General features: G+C 63.6%; 14 protein-coding genes. 3 read left to right on the top strand and 11 right to left on the bottom strand.

Annotated features, from left to right (window positions below; translation table 11 throughout):
- Positions 1-10: 10 nt before the first annotated feature.
- From addA to ubiE, 10 genes are all read right to left on the bottom strand, one after another.
- Entirely contained in the window at positions 11-3502 is a 3492-nt protein-coding gene (addA, locus tag AC1DUY_RS07850) for a double-strand break repair helicase AddA (protein WP_478113467.1), read from the bottom strand.
- Entirely contained in the window at positions 3499-6690 is a 3192-nt protein-coding gene (addB, locus tag AC1DUY_RS07845; protein WP_478113465.1) for a double-strand break repair protein AddB, read from the bottom strand. The genes addA and addB overlap by 4 nt, the downstream gene beginning before the upstream one ends.
- A gap of 68 nt (positions 6691-6758) precedes the next feature.
- On the bottom strand, positions 6759-7481 hold the full coding sequence (locus AC1DUY_RS07840) for a nucleotidyltransferase family protein (RefSeq protein ID WP_089266886.1): 723 nt from the start codon (positions 7479-7481) through the stop codon (positions 6759-6761).
- 159 nt (positions 7482-7640) lie between these two features.
- The gene (locus tag AC1DUY_RS07835) at positions 7641-7958 is read right to left on the bottom strand and encodes a PilZ domain-containing protein (RefSeq protein ID WP_068734110.1); all 318 of its coding nucleotides are present in this window, start codon (positions 7956-7958) and stop codon (positions 7641-7643) included.
- Between the two features lie 274 nt (positions 7959-8232).
- Positions 8233-9756, bottom strand: coding sequence for a tRNA (adenosine(37)-N6)-threonylcarbamoyltransferase complex ATPase subunit type 1 TsaE (gene tsaE, locus AC1DUY_RS07830; protein WP_478114020.1), 1524 nt, complete (start codon positions 9754-9756; stop codon positions 8233-8235).
- Positions 9757-9767: 11 nt separating this feature from the next.
- Positions 9768-12290 carry a sensor histidine kinase gene (locus AC1DUY_RS07825; protein WP_478113462.1) on the bottom strand — a complete coding sequence of 841 codons (2523 nt, stop codon included), beginning with the start codon at positions 12288-12290 and terminating at the stop codon, positions 9768-9770.
- A 172-nt stretch (positions 12291-12462) separates the two neighbouring features.
- Positions 12463-12927, bottom strand: coding sequence for a dUTP diphosphatase (gene dut / locus AC1DUY_RS07820; RefSeq protein ID WP_120287740.1), 465 nt, complete (start codon positions 12925-12927; stop codon positions 12463-12465).
- Positions 12924-14369, bottom strand: coding sequence for a bifunctional phosphopantothenoylcysteine decarboxylase/phosphopantothenate--cysteine ligase CoaBC (gene coaBC / locus AC1DUY_RS07815; protein WP_478113459.1), 1446 nt, complete (start codon positions 14367-14369; stop codon positions 12924-12926). The genes dut and coaBC overlap by 4 nt, the downstream gene beginning before the upstream one ends.
- 60 nt (positions 14370-14429) lie before the next feature.
- A complete protein-coding gene (gene ubiB, locus AC1DUY_RS07810; RefSeq protein WP_093757889.1) occupies positions 14430-15998 on the bottom strand; it encodes a 2-polyprenylphenol 6-hydroxylase in 1569 nt (522 codons plus the stop codon).
- Positions 15995-16756 (bottom strand): bifunctional demethylmenaquinone methyltransferase/2-methoxy-6-polyprenyl-1,4-benzoquinol methylase UbiE, encoded by a 762-nt coding sequence (gene ubiE / locus AC1DUY_RS07805; protein WP_120288096.1) that lies wholly within the window; start codon positions 16754-16756, stop codon positions 15995-15997. The genes ubiB and ubiE overlap by 4 nt, the downstream gene beginning before the upstream one ends.
- Positions 16757-16850: 94 nt before the next feature.
- Between ubiE and mutM the strand changes: the two genes are divergently transcribed.
- Positions 16851-17756: a bifunctional DNA-formamidopyrimidine glycosylase/DNA-(apurinic or apyrimidinic site) lyase gene (gene mutM / locus AC1DUY_RS07800; protein WP_478113457.1), complete on the top strand. Its 906-nt coding sequence runs from the start codon at positions 16851-16853 to the stop codon at positions 17754-17756.
- 49 nt (positions 17757-17805) lie between these two features.
- On the opposite strand, the gene rutA is transcribed toward mutM, so the two are convergent.
- Entirely contained in the window at positions 17806-18906 is a 1101-nt protein-coding gene (rutA, locus tag AC1DUY_RS07795; protein ID WP_478113455.1) for a pyrimidine utilization protein A, read from the bottom strand.
- A 182-nt stretch (positions 18907-19088) separates the two neighbouring features.
- Here rutA and AC1DUY_RS07790 point away from each other — a divergent pair, with 182 nt between their 5' ends.
- On the top strand, positions 19089-19886 hold the full coding sequence (locus AC1DUY_RS07790; protein WP_478113453.1) for a class I SAM-dependent methyltransferase: 798 nt from the start codon (positions 19089-19091) through the stop codon (positions 19884-19886).
- 165 nt (positions 19887-20051) lie between these two features.
- Positions 20052-20729: a PilZ domain-containing protein gene (locus AC1DUY_RS07785; protein WP_478113451.1), complete on the top strand. Its 678-nt coding sequence runs from the start codon at positions 20052-20054 to the stop codon at positions 20727-20729.
- Positions 20730-20741: the final 12 nt, after the last annotated feature.

Raw genomic sequence — 20741 nt, 5'->3', positions numbered from 1 at the left:
TCAAGGTTGGTCACGCCGAGATGATGGCGGCCAGCTCCGCGTCCAGCGCAGCACCGGAAATCTCCATCATTTCAAGCGTTTCCGTCCAGAGCAGCGCGGCCCGGATCGGTCGATCTGGGTATAACTTGGCGAGCACGCCGCGATACAGCGCCAGCTGCCGGATATAGGCCTTGGGCGCCTCGATCAGCTTGCGCGGCGGGTTGTGGTTGGTCTTGTAGTCGACGATCCGGATCTCGGTCTTGGTCAGAACCAGCCGGTCGATCTGACCCGAGACGAGCACGGGCGATCCGTCCTTTCGCGTCAGTCGTCCGGCCACTGCCACCTCCGCGCGACTGCCGGGGGCAAACAGCTCGGCAAGGCGTTGATCGCCGATCAGCGACAGCACCTGCGTGGCCAGCGCTACGCGGTCGAGATCGGTCCAGTCATGGGCGTTGCGGGCGAGGAAATTCAGGGCGGTCTCGCGACGCTTCTCGGCGGTGATGTCGGGCAGCGATTGCAACAGACGATGCACGAGGTTGCCGCGCTGTAAGGCCAGTTGGCGCAGCCGTTCGGATTCGCCCGAGCGCTGTCCGCGGCCGTCGTCATCGTCGTCGGCATCCGATGGGCGCAACAGGCTTTCGCGGCGCGGCTGGTCGCCGACCTTGTCGCGCATCCAGGATGGCAGCACGATGGGCGCACCTGCTGCGACAGACGCCATCGCGCCAGGCGCCGGTGTCACGTCTTCCACGCGCGTATAGCGTTTCACCACGCCGTCCGGCGGCGGCACGCTCTGCATCTGCAGCCCGGAATTCTCCAGGCCCTTCTGGATCAGGTCGTACCAGGACAGCGGCCGCACCTCGTTGCGGTTGCCGGGCATGCAGCCGCCAACGATCAGGCGATCGGCCGCGCGCGTCATCGCCACATAAAGCAGCCGGCGATATTCGTCCTCGGTATCGCGGATCATGTCGGCGCGCGCCGCCGCGACTGCTGGCGGATCGTCCGCCTTCTTGCCGGCCCAGACCACGACGCCCGGGCTGTTCGGTGCGGCGTTGCCCTGCGGGAGATGGATCAAATTGAGTCGCTGCGAATCCGCCGGCGACGATGTGGTATCGACCAGGAATACGACCGGCGCTTCCAGGCCTTTGGCGCCATGCACGGTCATCACGCGGACTTCGTCGCGGGTGATCTCCATGTCGCGCTTCACTTCCGTGTCGGCGGCGCGCAGCCAGGCGACGAAGCCCTGCAGCGACGCCGGCGCCTTGCGCTCATAGCCCAGCGCGAGTTCGAGAAATTCGTCGAGCGCGTCATTGGCCTCATGGCCGAGCCGACGCAGGATGCGCGCGCGGCCGTGATCACCGCCGAGCAGCCAGGCATAGAACGCAAAAGGCGTCTCGCTGGCAAAGCGCTTCTCGCAAGCGATGAGCCGCTTGAAAGCGCCGCTGAGCTTAGGATCGCTCGCCGCCTTTTCGCCGAGTGCGTCGCGCAGCGATCCCGTGCGCTCATAGGCCAGCTTGAACAGGTCATCGTCATCGAGGCCGAATAGTGGGCTCTTCAACGCGGTCGCCAATGCCAGATCGTCCTGCGGCAGCAGCAGCGCGTCGGCCAGATTCATCAGGTCGATGATGGCGATATGTTCGGTGAGCTTGAGCCGGTCGGCACCGGCGACGGGAATGCCGGCATGTTTCAGCGCCTGGATGATGGCGTCGAAGGCCTTGCCGCGGCGGCGCACCAGCACCAGCATGTCGCCATAGCGCAGTGCACGACGCTTGCCGATCGGTCCTGTCTCGGTTTTCGCCGCAATCAGGTCCTTGATTTCGGTCTGGAGTCGGCGTGCGAGCTTCACTTCTGGGCTGGTCTCCGAGCGCTTGTCGAATGGCGCCTGCCAGCCTTCGATACTCGGCCGGTCGTCCGGCTGCTCCAGCTCCCAGAGGTCGATCAGGCTCGGGCCGGCATCCTCCAGCGTTTCATGGATCGGATAGCCGTTCTCGACAGCATGGATGCTGCGAAAGATCGCTTCCTCACGAAACACATGATCGACCGATTGCAGAATGGCCGAGCCCGACCGGAACGAATGGCTGAACGCGATGGGATCGAACTTCATCCCGGCGTTCTTGAAGCGGCTTTGGAGTGCCTTGCGGCGCAGGTCGAATTCGCGGGGCGCCGCGCCCTGGAACGAGAAGATCGATTGCTTCTCGTCGCCAACGGCAAAGATCGTGCGCTTGAGACCGTCGCGCGCGCCTTCGCCGGAGGTGAATTCCGAGATCAGATGGGTGATGATGTCCCACTGCCGCGGGCTGGTGTCCTGCGCCTCGTCGATCAGCACATGATCGACGCCGCGGTCGAGCTTGAAATGCACCCAGCTCGACGACACCCTGTCGAGCATCTCCAGCGTACGCGCAATCAGGTCGTCATAGTCCAGCAAGCCGCGTTCGTTCTTCTCGCGGCGATAATTCTCCGCGACCTGGCTGGCGATCACCAGCAGCGACTGGGTGCGTTCGCGCATGGCGACGGCGCGGCGCCGGTCCAGCAGCGGGATCACGCGATCGCCTTCGCGTTGCAAAGCCGCCAGCAGATCCGGTCGGCTGTCGGCGATCTTCTTGGTCGCCAGCGATTTGCGTAAGCTCTGGTCCTTGGTCAGGAACAGTTCGAGGTATTTCTCGACCTGTTCGGTGCCCGACAACGCCAAAGCCTCACGCAGCCGCGCTGCCTGATCGTTGTCCGTCTTGCTACCGGTCTCGAAGATTTCGGCGGCGGGGACCCAGCGCTCGCGTGGCAGATGCGGCCCGTCGATAATTTCCAGCTCGACGCTCTCTCTCGTATCGCCGGCCGTCACGCCCAGCGTCGCCGACAGCTGCGCCATCGCGGCATCTGTTGAGCCGGCGCGCTCGATCCAGGCCAGGAACTGGTCACGGCTCAGGCTCGCCTCGCGCACCACGTCGCGGAACGTCACGTCGGCGGCCGAGGTCATGGCCGTTGTCAGCGCGCGGCCTTCGGCGCTGTCGGGCGCGGCCGCTGCATGCAGCAGCACCTGCAGGCTGGCGCGCTCCATCATCTCGTTCTGGTCGCGGTCATCGAGCACGCTGAATCGCGCCGGCACATTGGCCTCGAACGGAAACTGTTGCAGCAGCCGCGTACACAGCGCGTGGATGGTCTGGACTTTCAGGCCGCCAGGAGTCTCCAGCGCACTGGCGAACAGCTCGCGAGCGCGCTCGCGCACTTTACGGCTGGGAACAGCGCCGGCATTTCTGATCTCCGCGTCGAGCGCGGCGTCGTCAAGCGTGACCCAATGGCCAAGTCGCGTAAACACCCGCTCCGCCATGTTGGCCGCTGCGGCCTTGGTGAAGGTCACGCAGAGAATTTTCTCTGGGGGGACGTCGTTGAGCAGCAGCCGGATCACGCGGTTGACCAGCACATAGGTCTTCCCGGAACCGGCATTCGCCGAGACGAACACCGAGGAAGCCGGATCCGACGCGAGCTGCTGCTTGGCGCTCGCGGCGGGCGGGATATTGCGCGGGCCGCTCATGACTCGCCTCCCCCGCCGCCACCATTGGCCGACCACTCCTTGATCCGCGCCAGATCGTCATAACTGCCATAGCGGTTCGACCACATGGACAGGCTGAGCGACGTATAGGCGGTGGCTTCGTCCTCGAAGCTGCGGATCAGCGCTTCCAGCTTGGCGCGCGCTTCGATCGCGGCATCGTCGGGCAACTGCGGCTCGTCCTTGCGCTCGATCTTCAGTTCAAGCAGCCGCTCTTCGCCGGGCGGATTGTTGCCGCTGAGCCGGACATAGATCAGTTCGCTGACCGACGATCCCGCGGCAATGCCGGCAAATCCGCCCTCGCGCAGGATCGCGGCTTCCAGCGTGAGCTGCGGTGACAGGCCCATGCGCACCTGCTTGCCCGTGGGCGGCTGGCCAGTTTTGTAGTCGAGCAGCGCGAAAGTGCGGTCGCTGCGATGTTCGATGCGGTCGGCTCGCGCCGAGAGATGGAAGACGCGGCCGTGATCGAGTGGGATCTTGATCTCGCCGCGCACTTCCGCGTCGATGCTGGCGACATTGATGCGGCGGTCGATTTCCCAAGCGCCAAACCACGACGCGATGCGCAGGAAACGCGGCCACCACAATGCGCGCGCCTCGGGTCGCGCCAGCAGGGGCGCAAAATGCCGGTCGCCGATCCGGCGCAGCTCCCGGGCGGGATCGTCAGGCAGCGCCTTGCTGTATTCCATCGTGAAGTCGCCGAGCGACGCGTGAATCGCCGATCCCCGGTCGGCTGCCGAGAGCGGCATGTCGACGGGATCGAGCGGCGCCAGGCCCAGAATATATTTGGCATAGATCGTATAGGGATCGCGCAGCCAGTCCTCGATGGCGGTGACCGACAGCCTGAGCGGCCGCGCTGTACGCGGCGGCCGCGGCTCCGGCTGGGCGATCGGCGTGACGGTGTCGGGTTTATCGAGCTCTTCGGCATAGCGAACATAGTGCTCGCCCGCGGCCAGCGCCGCGTCCCAGCGGGTCTCGCCGGCAACAGCTTCGAGCCGGTGCAGAAAGCGCGACGCGACGGCCGGCGCGCCGCCGACTTTCGCGGCGTGGCTCAGGATGACGTCCTCGGTGCCGAGCAATTGCACGAAGTCATGCGCAGTGAGGCCGATACGGCGTTCCGGAAGATCGAGCCCGAGCTGATGCCGCATCGGGCGGCTCAGCCAGGGATCGATGCGCGGCGACGGCGGCCAGATGCCTTCGACGAGGCCGCCGAGGATCACGCGGTCCGATTGCGTCAGTCGCGCTTCGAGCTGGCCATAGATGCGCAAGCTGGCATTGGCGACTTCGGGCCGGCGCACGATGCGGTCAGCGAAGGCGGTCTGAAACACATCGGAATAATCGCGGAGCTGCATCATCAACCCGCTGGGGCGCAGCCGCTCCTCGTCGCCGCTCTCGGTCGCGACAGTCTCCATGACGACGAGATCGTCGAACGCCTTGGTGAGCGCTGTTCCTTCGCGCCCCACAAGCGCGACATCGTTGCCCCTGTCGTCGCGCGACAGCAGCTTGATCGCCTCACGATGCCGCAAGGCAACTTCAGCGAAATCGATCGGCCTGATGGGGTGGATGCCTTCCAGCGGCGCCAGCGCGGTGCGCAATCCGGCGATCAGTTCTTCCGCGCGGTCAAGACGGTCGTCGTCGAGTTTTGCGCGCGGCTCCGCGCCATGCAGCATCGACGCTTCGCGGCGGCGCAGCTTGCCGAGCTCGTCGCGGAAGCGCGAGAAGTCCTGCGCCAGTCCGGCGGTGCCGGGCGTCGGCCGCGTGCCGCGCAGCAGCGCGAGTTCGAGCGTCTCGATCGCGTCTTTCCAGGCGTTCGGCGCCGCGCCCAGCCGAAACAGCGGATGTTTCAGCAGCGCCAACAATGTCGCCGGTTCGAGCTGCTCCGCTGCCGCCTCGGCGATGAGACGCGCGAAGATGCCGGCCGAGGTCTCAGTCAGCGCATCGCCGCCGGAATCGTCGAAGACGAGATTCCAGCGGCCCAGCGCGGCCATCACCCGGCGCGCCAGTGCGCGGTCGGGCGTCACCAGTGCGGCGGACTTCTTGAGTTCATGGGCTTCGCGCATGGCGATCGCGATGGCCAGTGCTTCCATTTCCGGATTCGCGGCGGCGATCACAGCAAGGTTCTGCATGCCGGCCGCGATTTTCTGTTCGACGGCCGGCTGAGCGAGACGCGTATGCCACTGCGCCGTGGCATTGGATGGCCGCATCGCCTCCGAGGCCAGCAATTCGCGGCCCTGCGGCGACGGCGTGCCGAACGTCATCACGTCGCGGCGCGTGATGCCGAAACGTTCCAGCAGCGCATGGAGCGCGAATTGCGGATGGTTCGATGCGGACGACTCTGTGCGACCGAACGCATCCTTCGTGCCGCCGATCATATTCCACGCGGTGTCGTCGAGGTCGGTATCGAGGCCCGGCAGCACGACGGCACCCTGCGGCAGCTGCGCGACCTCGCGCAGGAACTTCGCGGTGGTCGGCATCGAGCCGGTCGAGCCGGCGGCGATGATGGGGCCGCCTTTGTGGGCCTTCAGGCGCGAAGCTTCAGCATCGATCAGCAGATCGCGGCGCACCGCAGGCTCAATCGCATTGTGTGCGGCGAGGATGTCTGGCCATACGTTCCTGGCGATGCTCAGAAACTGCAGCGTGAGTTGCCAATACTGATCGAGCGCGTCGGGCACCAGCCCGTCCAGCGCGCTCCAGTCGACCTTGCGCGTCGCCATGTCGTCCATCAGCCGCGCCAGATCGTCGGCCAGAGCGAGCGTGGAGGCGGGGCCACCGACCACGAGCGGTGTCCGCGTGGGATCGCTCGGTGCAAGTTGCTTCGCCCATGCGGCAATCAGTTGCGCCAGCAGAAGCCGGCGCTGCAATCCGTCGAGCGCGGGAGGTGCATCGAGCCTTTCGAGCGCCTCAGGCGATGCTGCCTGCGCGAAGGCCAGTTCTTCCTCGTCGACATCGCCGAGCGGAACGATACGCGGCAGCAGCACGGCGTCGGTCCCGAGCACGTCGAGGAATATCTCCTGCGCCATGCGGCCGGCGCGGCGTGTCGGCAGATACAGGGTGACTTCAGCCAGTTTCTCCGGCGCGCCGCGCGCGGAAAATCCCTCGACGAGATCACCGTCGACAAGCGCGGTGATCAGCGTGCGCAGGAACGGCGCAGAGGATGGAATGTTGAAGACGCGCATGAACACCCTGATTCGTGATCAGGGTGCATCATGGCATGGCTGGAAAGGCGACGGGAGTCGCAGGAAACTCAGGCGACGCTGGCGAGGAACGCGTCTTCCGCGGCGCGCACGGCGTCGGGCGTGCCGACATGCATCCAGACGCCTTCCATGCGCAGCCCGAACAGGCGTTCCTGCTCGTTGGCCTTGTCGAACAGTTTGGTCAGCGAAAATTCACCGGATGGCGCATCCTTGAAGAGCGCCGGTGACAGGATCGCGACACCGGCATAGACGAACGGCACGACCTGATTCTCCTTGCGGCGACGCAGCGCACCATCGGTAAGCATCGCGTAGTCACCGCATCCGGCGTAGCCGATGCTGTTGGCGGTCGGCGCCATCAGCAGCAGGATGTCCATACGTGCGGGATCGAAGGCCTCCGCAAGACGCGCGAGATTCGGCTGCACGCCGTCAATCCACATCGTGTCGGCATTGAGATGATAGAACGGCTCGGAGCCGAGCAGCGGCAGTGCCTTCACCACGGCACCGCCAGTGCCGAGCACCTGATCGCGCTCATCGGAAATGGTGATCTTCGGTTTGGTGCGCGTCGCGACATGATCGATGATCTGGTCGGGCAGGTAATGCACATTGACGACGGCTTCGGTCACGCCTGCAGCGGCGAGCTTGTCGAGCACGTGATCCAGCAGCGGCTGTCCTGCGACAGGGACCAGCGGCTTCGGCAGATTATCGGTGAGCGGTCGCATGCGCAGGCCGAGACCGGCGGCGAGAACCATTGCTTTGGTGGGTTTTACGGACATAGCGACATTGGCCTTGGTAGAATGATGGGCCTTGATGGAATCGTTCTTGAATTTTTGAGCTGAAATGATGGTAGCACGGCGGCGTGTCGCATGCATGAACCTATCGAGCCATAATGGGCCGAGATGACGCGGATGCGACAATTACACCCGCCTGCACAGTCACGTTTCTGCCTCCTGCGTCTCGGAACGTTTCGTCTTTTTCTTTTTGTCGTTGGGTTTGAGAAAATTCACACCAATCTGGTCGCCATTGACCCAGCCGAGTTCGCAGCGGCGATAGGCAAGTCCGGTTGATGAGAGCAGAAGGAAGAATTCTTTCAGGTTCAATCCTTCGACAGAACCATCGACGGTTAGCTTGGCGCCGGTCTCGGAAATATCTTCCATGATGCAGGAGCGACGCCAGGTGCCGTCGATGCCCATCATGTGCGCAGGAAAGCCGCGCTCGAAAACGACCCGATCTCCGGCACGCCGCTCCGTCATGGCACGTCCCTTGTCCAGTACGCCAAGCCCCGCACGTGCAGGGCTCAAGCGCAGGATAGAGTGTGTGCGACTAATAAGTGGTTAAGGAAGTGTTAGAGCGTGAGTCGATCAGCGGGACCAACGGCTCCGTCATTGCGAGCCGGCAAAATTGCTCTTGCGATTTTGCCGAACGAAGCAATCCAGAAGGTAACAAGCGAGGGCTGGATTGCTTCGTCGCAAGGGCTCCTCGCAATGACGACGCAGAGGTCGTAATTCGTCTCGGAAGGAAGGGCCTCTAACCGCGGGGCGGTGGTACATGCGCCGCATACCACTGCTGGAACGGCGCCAGCGTCGGATGCGCCAGCGAGCGGTTGAGATAGGTCCAGATCCGCGGCTGGTGCTTGAGATAATGCGGCTTGCCGTCGCGGCGGTTGAGCCGCGCGAATGTACCGAGCAGTCGTGTGTTTCGCTGTGCCGACATGATTGCATAGAGCTCGGCAAAGGCCGCGGCATCGAAAGCGGGATCGGCCGCGCGTCGCGCCTTGATGTAGCGCGTCAGCATGGTCAGCTCCAGATGCTCGGGCACGTCGATACGTGCGTCCTGCAGCAGCGAGACGAGATCATAGGCGGCGGGGCCGAGCACCGTGTCCTGGAAATCGATTACACCGACCTTGTTGATGCCCTCGCGATCGTCGAGCCAGATGATATTCGGCGAATGGAAGTCGCGTAGTACCCAGGTCTTTGGCGCCGCAGCGGGTTTCGCCAGCAGCTCGCGCCACATCGTGACAAATTCAGTGCGTGCGTCATCTGCGAGCGGCGCGTCGCGGTCCGGCAGATACCATTCCGGCATCAGGCCGATCTCGACCAGCAATGCATCCGTGTCGAAGACGGGAATGGCGTAATCGACATGCGGCAACAGCGGCAGCATCTCCGGCAACGTCTTGCCGTGCAGCATTGCGAGCATATCGGTCGCGGCCTGATAGCGTTCGGCGATCGGCGCCGGCGGCTCGCCTTCGGTCACCGGCACAGTGCCGAAATCCTCGGTGATGAGGAAACCCGCATCAAGATCGGCGTGATGGATCGCCGGAGCGGAGATACCCTGCGCGCGTAGTCCGTTCGCAATGGCGACGAACGGTCTGACGTCCTCGGCCAGATGCACTGCCGCACTATAGGACTTGCCGTCATAGACCGGCGCACCGTCCGGCCGCTTAGGCGCATTCATCAGGATGAAGACGTCATCACCGCGGATTAGCCGCGCATAGGAGCGCGTTGAGGCATCACCGGCCATGCGCTGTCTGATAGCATCGAGATAGCGCGCTTCTTCGAGAAATTCACGCAGTGCTTTCAGGCGCAGAACGACCGATGCGGCCTTGCCGTGACCGGTGATCTCCGCGGCACGCGCCACGGAGCCCAGTGCCGGACGATGGCTGAGCGCAATATCGATACGATCCGGCGGCAGCGTACCATCGGCGCGCTCCGGCCATTCGATCAGCGCCACCACGTCGTCCGGCAACGGCGACAGGCCGATCTCCTCGAGTTCGCTCGCGTCGTTGATACGATAGAGATCGGCATGGATGAGAGGAAACGACGGCAGGTCATAGTTCTGCGCCAGCGTGAAGGTTGGGCTCGGCACTTCGAGTTCAGAATCGCTAGCGAGATAGCGGATCATCGCGCGTGCCGCGGCCGTCTTGCCGGCGCCGAGATCGCCCGAGAGGGTGATGACATCGCCAGGGCCGATCAGCAGAGCGAGGTCGGCCATCAATTGCGCAGTGGCGGTCTCATTTGCGAGCGCCAGCGAAAATGTGCAGGGCTCGTTTATGATGGGTTCGCTCATTCGGCGGCGTTACGATGCGCGGTCTGGTCGATGGGGAAGTCGCAGCTGACGGTGGTGCCCTTGCCGACCGCGGAATCGACGCGGACCTTGCCGCCATGCAATTCGACGAAGGAACGCACCAGCGACAGGCCGAGCCCGGCGCCGCGGTGGCGCGAGCCATTGGCGTGGCTCTCGAACCAGTCGAACACCTTGTCCTTCACCTCGGGCGGAATGCCTGGCCCGCGATCGGTCACGGTGAAGGTGATGGTGTGTTCGGACCGTCGCGCGGTCAGCGTGATCGCGGCATCATGCGGCGAGAAGCCGACGGCATTGGCGAGCAGATTATACAGCACCTGCACGACGCGGCTTTCGTCGCCGGTAAAGCTGCCGATCGCGGGATCGACATCGATCTGCAGTGCGATGCGGTCGCGCACCAGGCGATCCTGAATGCCTTCGGCCGCCGCCAAGATGGTCTTGCGGATATCGATCGGGCCGAGATTCAGCGTCATCGCGCCGGCATCGATGGTGGCGAGATCCAGGATGTTATTGATGATCGCCAGCAGCGCGCCGGTCGAGGTGGTGATGTAATCGAGATATTCGGCCTGCTTCGGCATCAGCGGGCCGGTCACGGGATCGCTGAGCAGATGCGCGAAGCCGATGATCGTGGTCAGCGGCGAGCGCAGCTCGTAGGAGACGTGGTGGACGAAGTCGACCTTCATCTGGTCGGCGGTCTCGAGCGCCTCGTTGCGCTCGCGCAGCGCGCGCTCGACATTCTCGGCGTCCGAAATGTCCTGGAAGGTGAGCATGGTCGCGCCATCAGGCAGCGGCATGGTCATGCACGCCAGCACGCTGCCGTCCTTGCGCTCGAGCTTGAGCGGAACAGACTTGCGATTGTCGATCCCGGTAATGGCGCTGCGGATCGCCTGCCATGTAGGAGTGTCGTCGAACAATGGCCGGCACCAGGTTTCGACCATTTCGATATGCGGACGCTGCTCCAGCGCTTCGTCCGACAGCTTCCACATCTTGGCGAAAGCCGGATTGAACAGTTGCGCGCGGCCGTTGCTGCCAAACACCGCGACGGCTTCGGCCAGATTGTCGAGCGTTTCGCGCTGAACGCGGATCAGGCCATCGAAGCGCCGCGCCAGTTCGAGGCTCTCGGTGACATCGTCGAACAGATAGGTAACGCCGCCCTCGGGATTCGGCGTGGTGACGATCGAGAGCGCGCGACCATCCGGCAGATACCAGACATCCTTATGGGCTTCGACGGCACGATAGGCTTCGTGCAGCTTGGCCTTCCAGGCGCGGAAGTCCGGCTGTTCCGGCAGTTTGCGCGCAGCACGGAGACGGTCGAGCACGCTGGAATCGTCGGGATTACCGTCGAGGAAGGTGCGGTCGAGATCCCACAGCCGACGATAGGAGTCGTTGTAGAAGGCGAGGCGGCGCTGGCCGTCGAATACGGCGACGCCCGACGACAGCTGGTCGAGCGTGCGGCGATGCGCCTCGGCCATCCGCACCAAAGCGGCTGATAGCGCGGCAGCTTCGCTGGCGTCGATCGCCATGCCGGCACTGCCGCTGGCGACCTTGGCGGCGTGGACGTCGAAGATGCGGCGTTCGCCGGAAATCACGATCGGCACGCGCGCGGCAAATGGCTGGTTGTCGTTCAGCGCACGCGCCAGACTGCTGCGGTCGTCGCTGTCCAGCAGTTCCAGATTGCGACCGACCGCATCGCCCGTATCAGCCGCTTCAGTCGCACGCGCATAGGCGGCATTGACGAAGCTCAATCGGCCATCGGCATGCTTGGCCCAGATCGGCCATGGCGCGGCATTGGCGAAGCCGCGGAGAATCTCGGCTTCCTCGGCCAGTTCCTTGTGACGCAGCGAGACTTCGGCGAGCTCGCGGCGTAAACCGCTCAATTCGCGAATCCGGACAATGGCCTGACCGCCGATGGCGCGGCCCATCGCCTCGATGGCGCGGCCACTGGAGGTCGTCAGATTGAGCAGGAAACCTTCGCCGGCATCGAGCAGTGCGTCGACGGCATGATCCATCCGCAGCGCGGGTTCCGGCGGCAGCCATGTTACGAACGCGAGAATGCGCTGCGGCTGATGCTGCTGCGGGTCCTGCGACATCATCAATGCGGTGTCGCCGGAGATATCGGGACGGGTTTCGCCTGCGGCCCAGGCGATCAGAACCTGCGGCTCAGTGAACAGCAAGGCGCGAAAGCGGTCGGATTCGACCTGCAGCGTATGCAGCTCCGCGCGCAGCTTCGCCTCGGTCTTGGCCGAGCGAATACGATTGTGCATCAACAGGATGGCGGAAACGACGGAGAAGCCGAGCACCGCTGTGGCGGTCGTCAGCGCGGCGATTTCCTGGCGATCGAGATCGAGCAGATTGGCGAGCGTCTGGGTAATGAAGGGTTCGTCAGCGGCCGACGCCGAGGAGGTGGCCAGAAGTGCAGACGCACTGATGCCGACAAGCCCGTCGCGCACCATAGAAGTGCACGACAGCAAGGTCCGACGCATCGCCGCGATCACGCCTGACATCATTCGCCCCAAACCGCACGTCTTCCCGACCAGCCCCTCCCGATCGCGAATCGTTCGACAATATCCGCTTCGGGAGTCGCCGGGTAAGAGTCCAGACCGTGAACGCAGAGTCCCCGGTTAAAAAATGCAGGCGGATTTGATTCAAATGCTGCACGATGTGACGAAATACGCGCTAGCGGCCGGTGGATCCGAAGCCGCCGCTGCCGCGTTCGGTTTCGCTGAGCGCCGCGACCACCACGAGTTCCGCATGCGTGACCGGCGCGATCACCATCTGGGCGATTCGCTCGCCGCGTTTGATCGTGAAATCCGCGGGGCCGTGATTGATCAGCAGCACGCCAATCTCGCCGCGGTAATCGGCGTCGATGGTGCCTGGTGAATTCAGCACGGTGATGCCGTGCTTGGCGGCAAGGCCGGAGCGCGGGCGCACCTGCGCCTCATAGCCCGGCGGCAGCGCGATGGTCAGCGCGGTCGGCACCAGCGCATATTTGCCGCGGGCGAGAATCATCGGTTGGTCTTCGGGGACCGCGGCGAGCAGATCGAGGCCGGCAGCATGCGCGGTCTGATAGGCCGGTAGCGCCAGGCCAGCGCCATGCGGGAGCTGCTGGACGTCGACCTGAACGGGGATGGCAGCGCTCATGATTGGTCTTTCGTGGATTGCGTCACGGTGTCGGCGATTCGTGCGACCAAGGTCGTCGCGACCTGTTCCTTGCTCATCGGCGCCCACGAATCAACGGCGATATCCGCGCTGTCCGTGCTGCGCGTCAGCAGATGCACGGTATTGTCGTCGCCGCCCATGATGCCGGTTGCGGGCGATACGTCATTGGCGACGATCCAGTCGCAGCCCTTGCGCGCGATCTTGGCTTTGGCGTTGTCGATCAGGTGTTCGGTCTCGGCGGCGAAACCGATCACGAGGGGTGGACGATGTTCGGGGAGTTTCGAGATCGTCGCGAGGATGTCGGGATTTTCCGTGAGCTGCAGCGGCGCCATCGCAGCACCGGCGGTCTTCTTCAGCTTCTGGGCGCCTTCATTGACGACGCGCCAGTCGGCCACGGCCGCCGCGAAGATCGCGATGTCGACCGGCAGCGCGGCCTGAACTGCAGCGAGCATGTCGCGCGCGGCTTCGACATGCGTCATCGTCACGCCCGGTACCTCGTCGAGATCGACCGGGCCCGAGACGAGAATGACCTCGGCGCCCGCGTCCCGTGCCGCCGCGGCGATCGCATAGCCCTGCTTGCCGGACGAGCGATTGGCGATGTAGCGCACCGGATCGATCGGCTCATGCGTCGGGCCTGCAGTGATCAGCACGCGCTTGCCCGCCAGCGGTTGTGCGCGCGGCGGTCGCAGGAAGGTGTGAGCCGCAATCGCAATCTCCGTCGGCTCGGCCATCCGACCGACGCCGGCTTCGTTGCGTTCGGCCATCTCGCCGGCATTCGGTCCGATCATCCTGATGCCGTCACGCTGCAACTGCGCGACATTGCGGCGCGTCGCGGCGTTATTCCACATCAGCGGATTCATCGCCGGCGCGATCAGGATCGGTTTGTCGGCCGCGAGTAGAATCGCAGAGGCCAGATCATCGGCAAGGCCATTGGCCATCTTCGCCATCAAGTCCGCCGTCGCAGGTGCCACAACAATGAGATCGCATTCACGCGCAAGGCGAATATGCCCGGCATCGAATTCGCTCTGTGGATCGAACAGGTCGGTATAGGCGCGCTCGTTGGACAGCGCGCTGGCGGCCAGCGGCGTGACGAATTGCTGCGCGGCGCGGGTCAGTACCACGCGGACATGGATCTGCCGCTCCTTCAGCCGGCGGATCAGATCGAGCGCTTTATAGGCCGCGATTCCGCCGCCGATGATCAGCGTGACGCGAAGCTGATCGCCGATGTATTTCAATGGCTTGGATGGCTTTTCGGGGTTTGGCGCGTCTTGCGGAAATCTTGCGTCAGCCTTGAGGCCGTCTTGCGACGCCTCACGCAAAATGACCCGCACCTCGTCCTCGACCGACCGTCCGTTGCGGGCAGCACGCAGTCGCAATTCGTCGCGAATGGCGTCGTCGAGCTTGCGGATCGTCAGGCTGGCCATGAGGCGTCTCGCGCTATTTTGACAGCAATGCTAGCATAAAGTGCCGGCATTGCAATCATTCTAGCGGATCGACAGCAGCAGCCCGAGGAACGACAGCGCGATCACCCAGACGCCCACGGTGCGCCAGCGGAGCTGCTTGGCCCGCGCCCGCGCGATGGCGGCGATGGTCGCGTCGTCGAGCCTGACGCCGTCGCGGGTCATGGTCTCCAACTGCTCAAGCACCGTCAGCGCCCGTGTTGCCAAGGCCGGCAGACTGCCGGCGACCTTGCCGAGTTCGCCGGCGCCGGCGAGCGCACCCTGAATCTTGCCCAATGGGCCGAGATTGCGCTCGATCCATTCGCGGACGACGGGATCGGCGACCTTCCAGATGTCGAGCTTGGGATCGAAGCTTCGTGCGACACCTTCGACCACGACCATGGTCTTCTGCAGCAGGATCAATTCCGGCCGCGTGCGCATATCAAAGAGGCCGGTGACCTCAAGCAGCAGCGTCAGCAGCTTGGCCATCGAGATCTCTTCGGCCGTGCGATTGTGAATCGGCTCGCCGATGGCACGGATCGCCTGCGCGAAATTTTCTACTGAATGGTGACCGGGCACATAGCCGGCCTCGAAGTGGACTTCGGCGACGCGGCGATAGTTGCGGGTGATGAAGCCCAGCAGAATCTCCGCGAGGAAGCGGCGCTCCTTCAGACCGAGCCGGCCCATGATGCCGAAGTCGACGGCGACGAGGCGGCCGTCAGGATCGAGGAACAGATTGCCGGGGTGCATGTCGGCATGGAAGAAGCCGTCACGCAGCGCATGGCGCAGGAAGCTCTGGATAACCTTGCGGCCAAGGTCCGGCAGATCGACGTTGGATTCTTCCAGGCCCTTGTGATCGTTCAGTGCGATGCCGTCGATCCACTCCATCGTCAGCACATTGTGCGAGGTGCGATCCCAGTCCACTTCCGGCACGCGGAAATCCGAATCGTTGCGGGTGTTCTCCGCCATCTCGGAGAGTGCTGCGGCTTCGAGCCGAAGATCCATCTCCATCGCCACCGAGCGCGACATGGTGGTGATGATCTCGATCAAGCGCAGGCGCCGCGCTTCGGAAAAATGCTCTTCGGCCTTGTGGGCGACGTAAGCGAAATCGCCGAGGTCGCGGCGGAATTGCGCGGCGACATTCGGGCGCAGCACTTTCACGGCGTAGACCTTGCGGACACCATCCTTGTCGATCTCGGCGCGATGCACCTGTGCGATCGAGGCCGCGGCGACCGGCGGACTGAAGCTCGCATAGAGCTGCGCCACAGGGCGTTCCAGCGAAGCGGCGACGACGCCTTCGGCTTCGGTCAGGGAGAACGGCGGAAGCCGGTCCTGCAGGCTTTCGAGATCGCGCGCCATGGCGACGCCGACCACGTCGGGCCGTGTCGCGAGAAACTGGCCGAGCTTGAGATAGGCAGGTCCCAGCCGGGTCAGCGCGCGCGACAGCCGCGCGCCCGATTTCGCGCCGGGCCGCTCAATGAGCCGCGCCATGCGTAGCGCGAGCTGTCCCGGCGGCGGCACCAGCGAGGGATCGACGACGCCGAACACGCCTTCGCGCGCAAACACGAAGCCGGCGCGGGCCAGCCGCGCCATATGATTGAGTGCCGAGATCACAAACGCCAGCCCGAATGCAGCGCGACGATGCCGCCCGAGAGGAGTTCGTATTTCACGCGGGAGAAGCCGGCCTCGCGGATCATGTCGGCGAAAATTGGCGGCTTCGGAAACTTGCGGATCGATTCGACGAGATACTGATAGGATTCGGAATCGCCGGTGACGGCCTTGCCGAGCGGCGGGATGACCTTGAACGAAAACAGGTCATAGATCTTGTCGAGGCCGGGCACATCCACGGTCGAGAATTCGAGACAGAGAAAACGGCTGCCCGGCTTCAGCACGCGATAGGCCTCAGCGAGCGCGCGGTCGATGCGCGGCACGTTGCGGATGCCGAAGGCGATCGTATAGGCGTCATAGCTCTTGTCGGCGAATGGCAACTCTTCTGCATTGCCCTCGACGAAGGAGACCTGATGTTCGAGATGGTGGGTAATGGCGCGCTCGCGGCCGACATCGAGCATGCCGGTGTTGATGTCGCAGACCGTCGCCGAGAAGCCGAGGCCCGACGCCTTGGCAGCGCGGAAGGAAATGTCGCCGGTGCCACCGGCAACGTCCAGCAGGGCGAAAGGCGCGTCCGAGCGCGGCGGGTTGAGCGCGTTGATCATCACGTCCTTCCAGACGCGATGCATGCCGCCGGACATCAGATCGTTCATCAGGTCGTAGCGCCGGGCCACGCTGTGGAACACATCGTTCACCAGCGTCTGCTTGTCGCCTACGGGGACATCCCTGAAGCCGAAATGGGTGGTTTCGCCCGGCTGATCCATCGTTTTCATCTCAAAAGCCTCATCGCGGCGGACCATAGCGCGCCTGCGGCAATGGGGCTATCACGTCAGCATCTCAAGGTGAATGACGTGAATCATGCCTGAATTACCCGAAGTCGAGACCGTCCGCCGGGGCCTGCAGCCGGCCATGGAGGGGTCGAAGATCACCCGTCTGGAGCTGCGGCGAAAAGACCTGCGGTTTCCGTTTCAGCCGGATTTTGCCAACAGGTTGCAGGGCCGGACCGTCGCCAGCCTTGGCCGCCGCGCCAAATATCTGCTGGCGGATCTGGATTCCGGCGATGTGCTCTTGATGCATCTGGGCATGTCCGGTTCGTTCCGGGTGGTGTCCGATGCGCCCGCTGCTGTCGCAGGTGATGAAGAAAACGTGATGCCGGGCGCCTTCCATCATCCGCGCAGCGACGAGCGGGCACACGATCACGTCGTCTTCCATATGTCGTCGGGCCCGTCAGTGATCTACAACGATCCCCGCCGTTTCGGCTTCATGAAGATCTTTGCGCGCAGCGAGATCGAGAACGAGCCGTTCCTGAAGGACATCGGCCCCGAGCCGCTGGGCAACGCCTTCGATGCGGCGATGCTGGCCGGCGCCACCGCAGGCAAGAAGACCAGCCTCAAGGCCGCGCTGCTCGATCAGCGCGTCGTCGCGGGCCTCGGCAACATCTATGTCTGCGAAGCGCTGTTTCGCTCGCATTTGTCGCCGCGGCGGCTGGCCGCGACACTGGCGACCAAGAAGGGCGAGCCGACCGATCATTCCAGACGACTGGTCACGGCAATCCACGAGGTGCTGAACCAGGCCATCAAGGCCGGCGGCTCGTCGCTGCGCGATCACCGCCAGACCGATGGCGAGCTCGGTTACTTCCAGCATTCGTTTCAGGTCTATGACCGCGAAGGCGAGCCGTGCCAGACCGATGGCTGCGAGGGCATCGTGAAACGTTTCGTGCAGAACGGGCGGTCGACCTTCTGGTGCCCGAAGTGTCAGAGGTAACACCGCGTCGGGCCGGCCTTGTCGGCGACTCGTTGTTTGATATCGACAGTTACATGTCCTTCAACGCGGCGGCTGCGGCCTCTGCCACTCCCTTGCGCGATGTCATCAAGGGTTGAATGCGCTGTCCGAAGTTTTCAACGCCCTGAACGAAATCGTCGAAGGTGAGCAACACGCCCTCGGTCCCCGGCACAGTGGCGACGTCGTCGAGCATGCGGGCGACATTGGCGAAAGAGCCGACGAAGGTCCCCATATTGATATTGACCGCTGATGTCGGGTCCGCCATCTGGCGGATGTTGGTGTCCTTGCCTGACTTGGTGTCGACGGCACCCTGTACGCCCAGCCAGGCGACCGCTTCGTGATCCACGCCGGCTTTGTAGTGCTCCCACTTTGCGAACGCGGCTTCATCGGTCTCGGCCGCGATCACCATGAACAGCACATAGGTCGTCACGTGCCGGCCGGTGTCATGCGTAGCCTCGGCCAGCCGTTCGGCGGCGGGTGCGAAATCGGTCGGGGTGTTGATGCCCTTGCCGAAGCAGAAATTGTAGTCGGCGTATTTTGCGGAGAAGGCCATTCCGGCGCCGCTCTGGCCGGCGCAAATGATCTTCATATCGGCTTGCGGCCGCGGGCTAACGCGGCAGTCTTCCATCCGGAAGAATTCGCCTTTGCGATCGGAGGCGCCGGTCTGCCAAAGCTCGCGGAGGATCTCGACATATTCCGAAAGATATTCGTAACGGCGTGCGAAATATTCATCGCCCGGCCAAAGCCCCATCTGCGAATATTCGGGACGTTGCCAGCCGGTGATGAGGTTGAGGCCGAAGCGGCCATGTGAAATCGAATCGATGGTCACAGCCATGCGTGCGGCAATCGCGGGAGGCATCACGAGCGTCGCTGCCGTGGCGAACAGTTTTATTCGCTTGGTCACTGCGGCCAACCCGGCCATCAAGGTGAAGGATTCCAGATTGTGATCCCAGAATTCGGTTTTCCCGCCGAAGCCACGCAATTTGATCATCGAGAGCACAAAATCGAGTCCGTAATGTTCGGCTTTTAGCGTCACCTCCTTGTTGAGGTCGAAAGTCGGCATGTATTGCGGGGCATTTTCAGAGAGCAACCAGCCATTGTTCCCGATTGGAATGAATACGCCGACCTTCATCTCGCTCTCCTCTGTAACAGGGTGACGCCTCGGGACGTCGCGAACTGTTCTGCTTGCGATAAACCAAGCAACAACTGTGCCGATGCGTGCGCATCACGCCGATCCCACCGTGAAGGCAACGTGGTTGCGCGCCCGGCATTTCCGGCCATGATCTGCCGCCAACACTGTATTGAGGACTCCCCATGACCGACGCATCGTCTCCCTCCATCCGCTTCAATGACGGCGCGTCCTATGAGCGGATGATGGGCGTCTGGAGCCGCAGCGCCGGCGAGGTCTTTCTGGATTGGGTGGCGCCAAAGCCGGGTCTTGCCTGGGTCGATGTCGGCTGCGGCAACGGCGCCTTCACGCAGCTGATCGCCGAGCGCCATGCGCCGTCGGTGATCGACGGCATCGATCCCTCGGAGCCGCAGCTTGCTTATGCGCGGACGCGGCCGGGTGCTGCGATGGCGGCGTTTCATCTGGGCGACGCAATGGCGCTGCCGTTCTCCGACAAGTCCTTCGATGTCGCCGTGATGGCGCTGGTGATCTTCTTCGTGCCGGAGCCGTCGAAGGGCGTTGCGGAGATGGTGCGTGTCGTGTCACCCGGCGGCACGGTGGCCGCCTATGCGTGGGATATGGATGGCGGCGGCTTTCCGCTGCAGCCGATCCTGGGTGAATTGCTGAAGATGGGCCAGATGCCGTCGCTTCCGCCGAGCGTGGACGCATCGCGCCTCGACGTGATGCAGTCGCTGTGGACCTCCGCCGGCCTGGTGGACGTCGAAACCCGCGTGATCGATGTCACCCGTGCCTTCACCGATTTCGACGACTTCTGGTCGGCCTCGTCTGCAGGGCCATCGGTGAAGGCAGCTCTGACGGCGATGACTCCGGAGGAGATTGTGCAGCTCAAATCGCGCGTCCGGACGGGACTTTCGGAGGATGCAACCGGCCGTATCACCTGCAGTGCCCGCGCCAATGCCATCAAGGGGCGGGTGCTCGGCTGAGGCAGAGCATCCTCTGGCCTCCATAGTGCCAATCGCCGGGATTTTGCCGGTAATATTTCCTCAACTTGAAGGGGTATATAAGTAACGCAATAACCAAGGCGGGCGCAAATGCTGGCGTGGTTGGGTTTTCTATGGTGGTGGAAATGTACCGTAGAGGATGAACCTGTGTCCGTCGAAAAATTCCTCAAGCAGCGGGCCGTCAACGTTGTCGTCAGCGGGCAATATACGCTGTCGAACTGGCTGGATTCCGCAGGCAATCCGCGCAGCTTTGCCTGCCGGACCAGCCGCGTCTCGCCGTTCCGGATGATTGTCGATGTGCCGGTGGTCGGTCGTATCGGCGATCGCATCACGCCTTATTTCGGCGACTTCGGTCAGCTCGAAGGCCGCATCAGCGACACCATCTCCGGCAGCTTCCTGCTCGAACTCAACATGACGCCGCCGATGCGTCAGAAGCTCTCGGACAAGCTGACCTGGCTGGAGAAATTCCAGAAAGACCCTACGGTGCGCGAGGAGCGCAAGCAGGCCCGCCTCATTCCCGCGAGCCCGCATTCCATGCTGACGTTCGCCGACGGCAGTATGAAAAGCTGCTTTGTCATCGACATGTCGGTGTCCGGCGCTGCAGTCTCTGCCGATGTGCAGCCGGAGGTCGGAACGCCGCTCGCCGTCGGCGCCTGCGTCGGCCGCGTGGTGCGCCATCTCGAGGGCGGTTTCGCAGTGAAATTCGTCGAGCAGCAGAACCGCGAACAGCTCGAACGCCGGATCATCCGCGCGCCCGCAGCGCCGCCGCCGCGCGCGACGCCGTTCGCGGCGCAGATGGATTCGATGTACGAGGAAGTGGACTAGCAAACGTCTGCG

The organism is Tardiphaga sp. P4_G1 (genome assembly GCF_056401215.1).
This window is presented reverse-complemented; position numbering and strand designations above follow the sequence as displayed.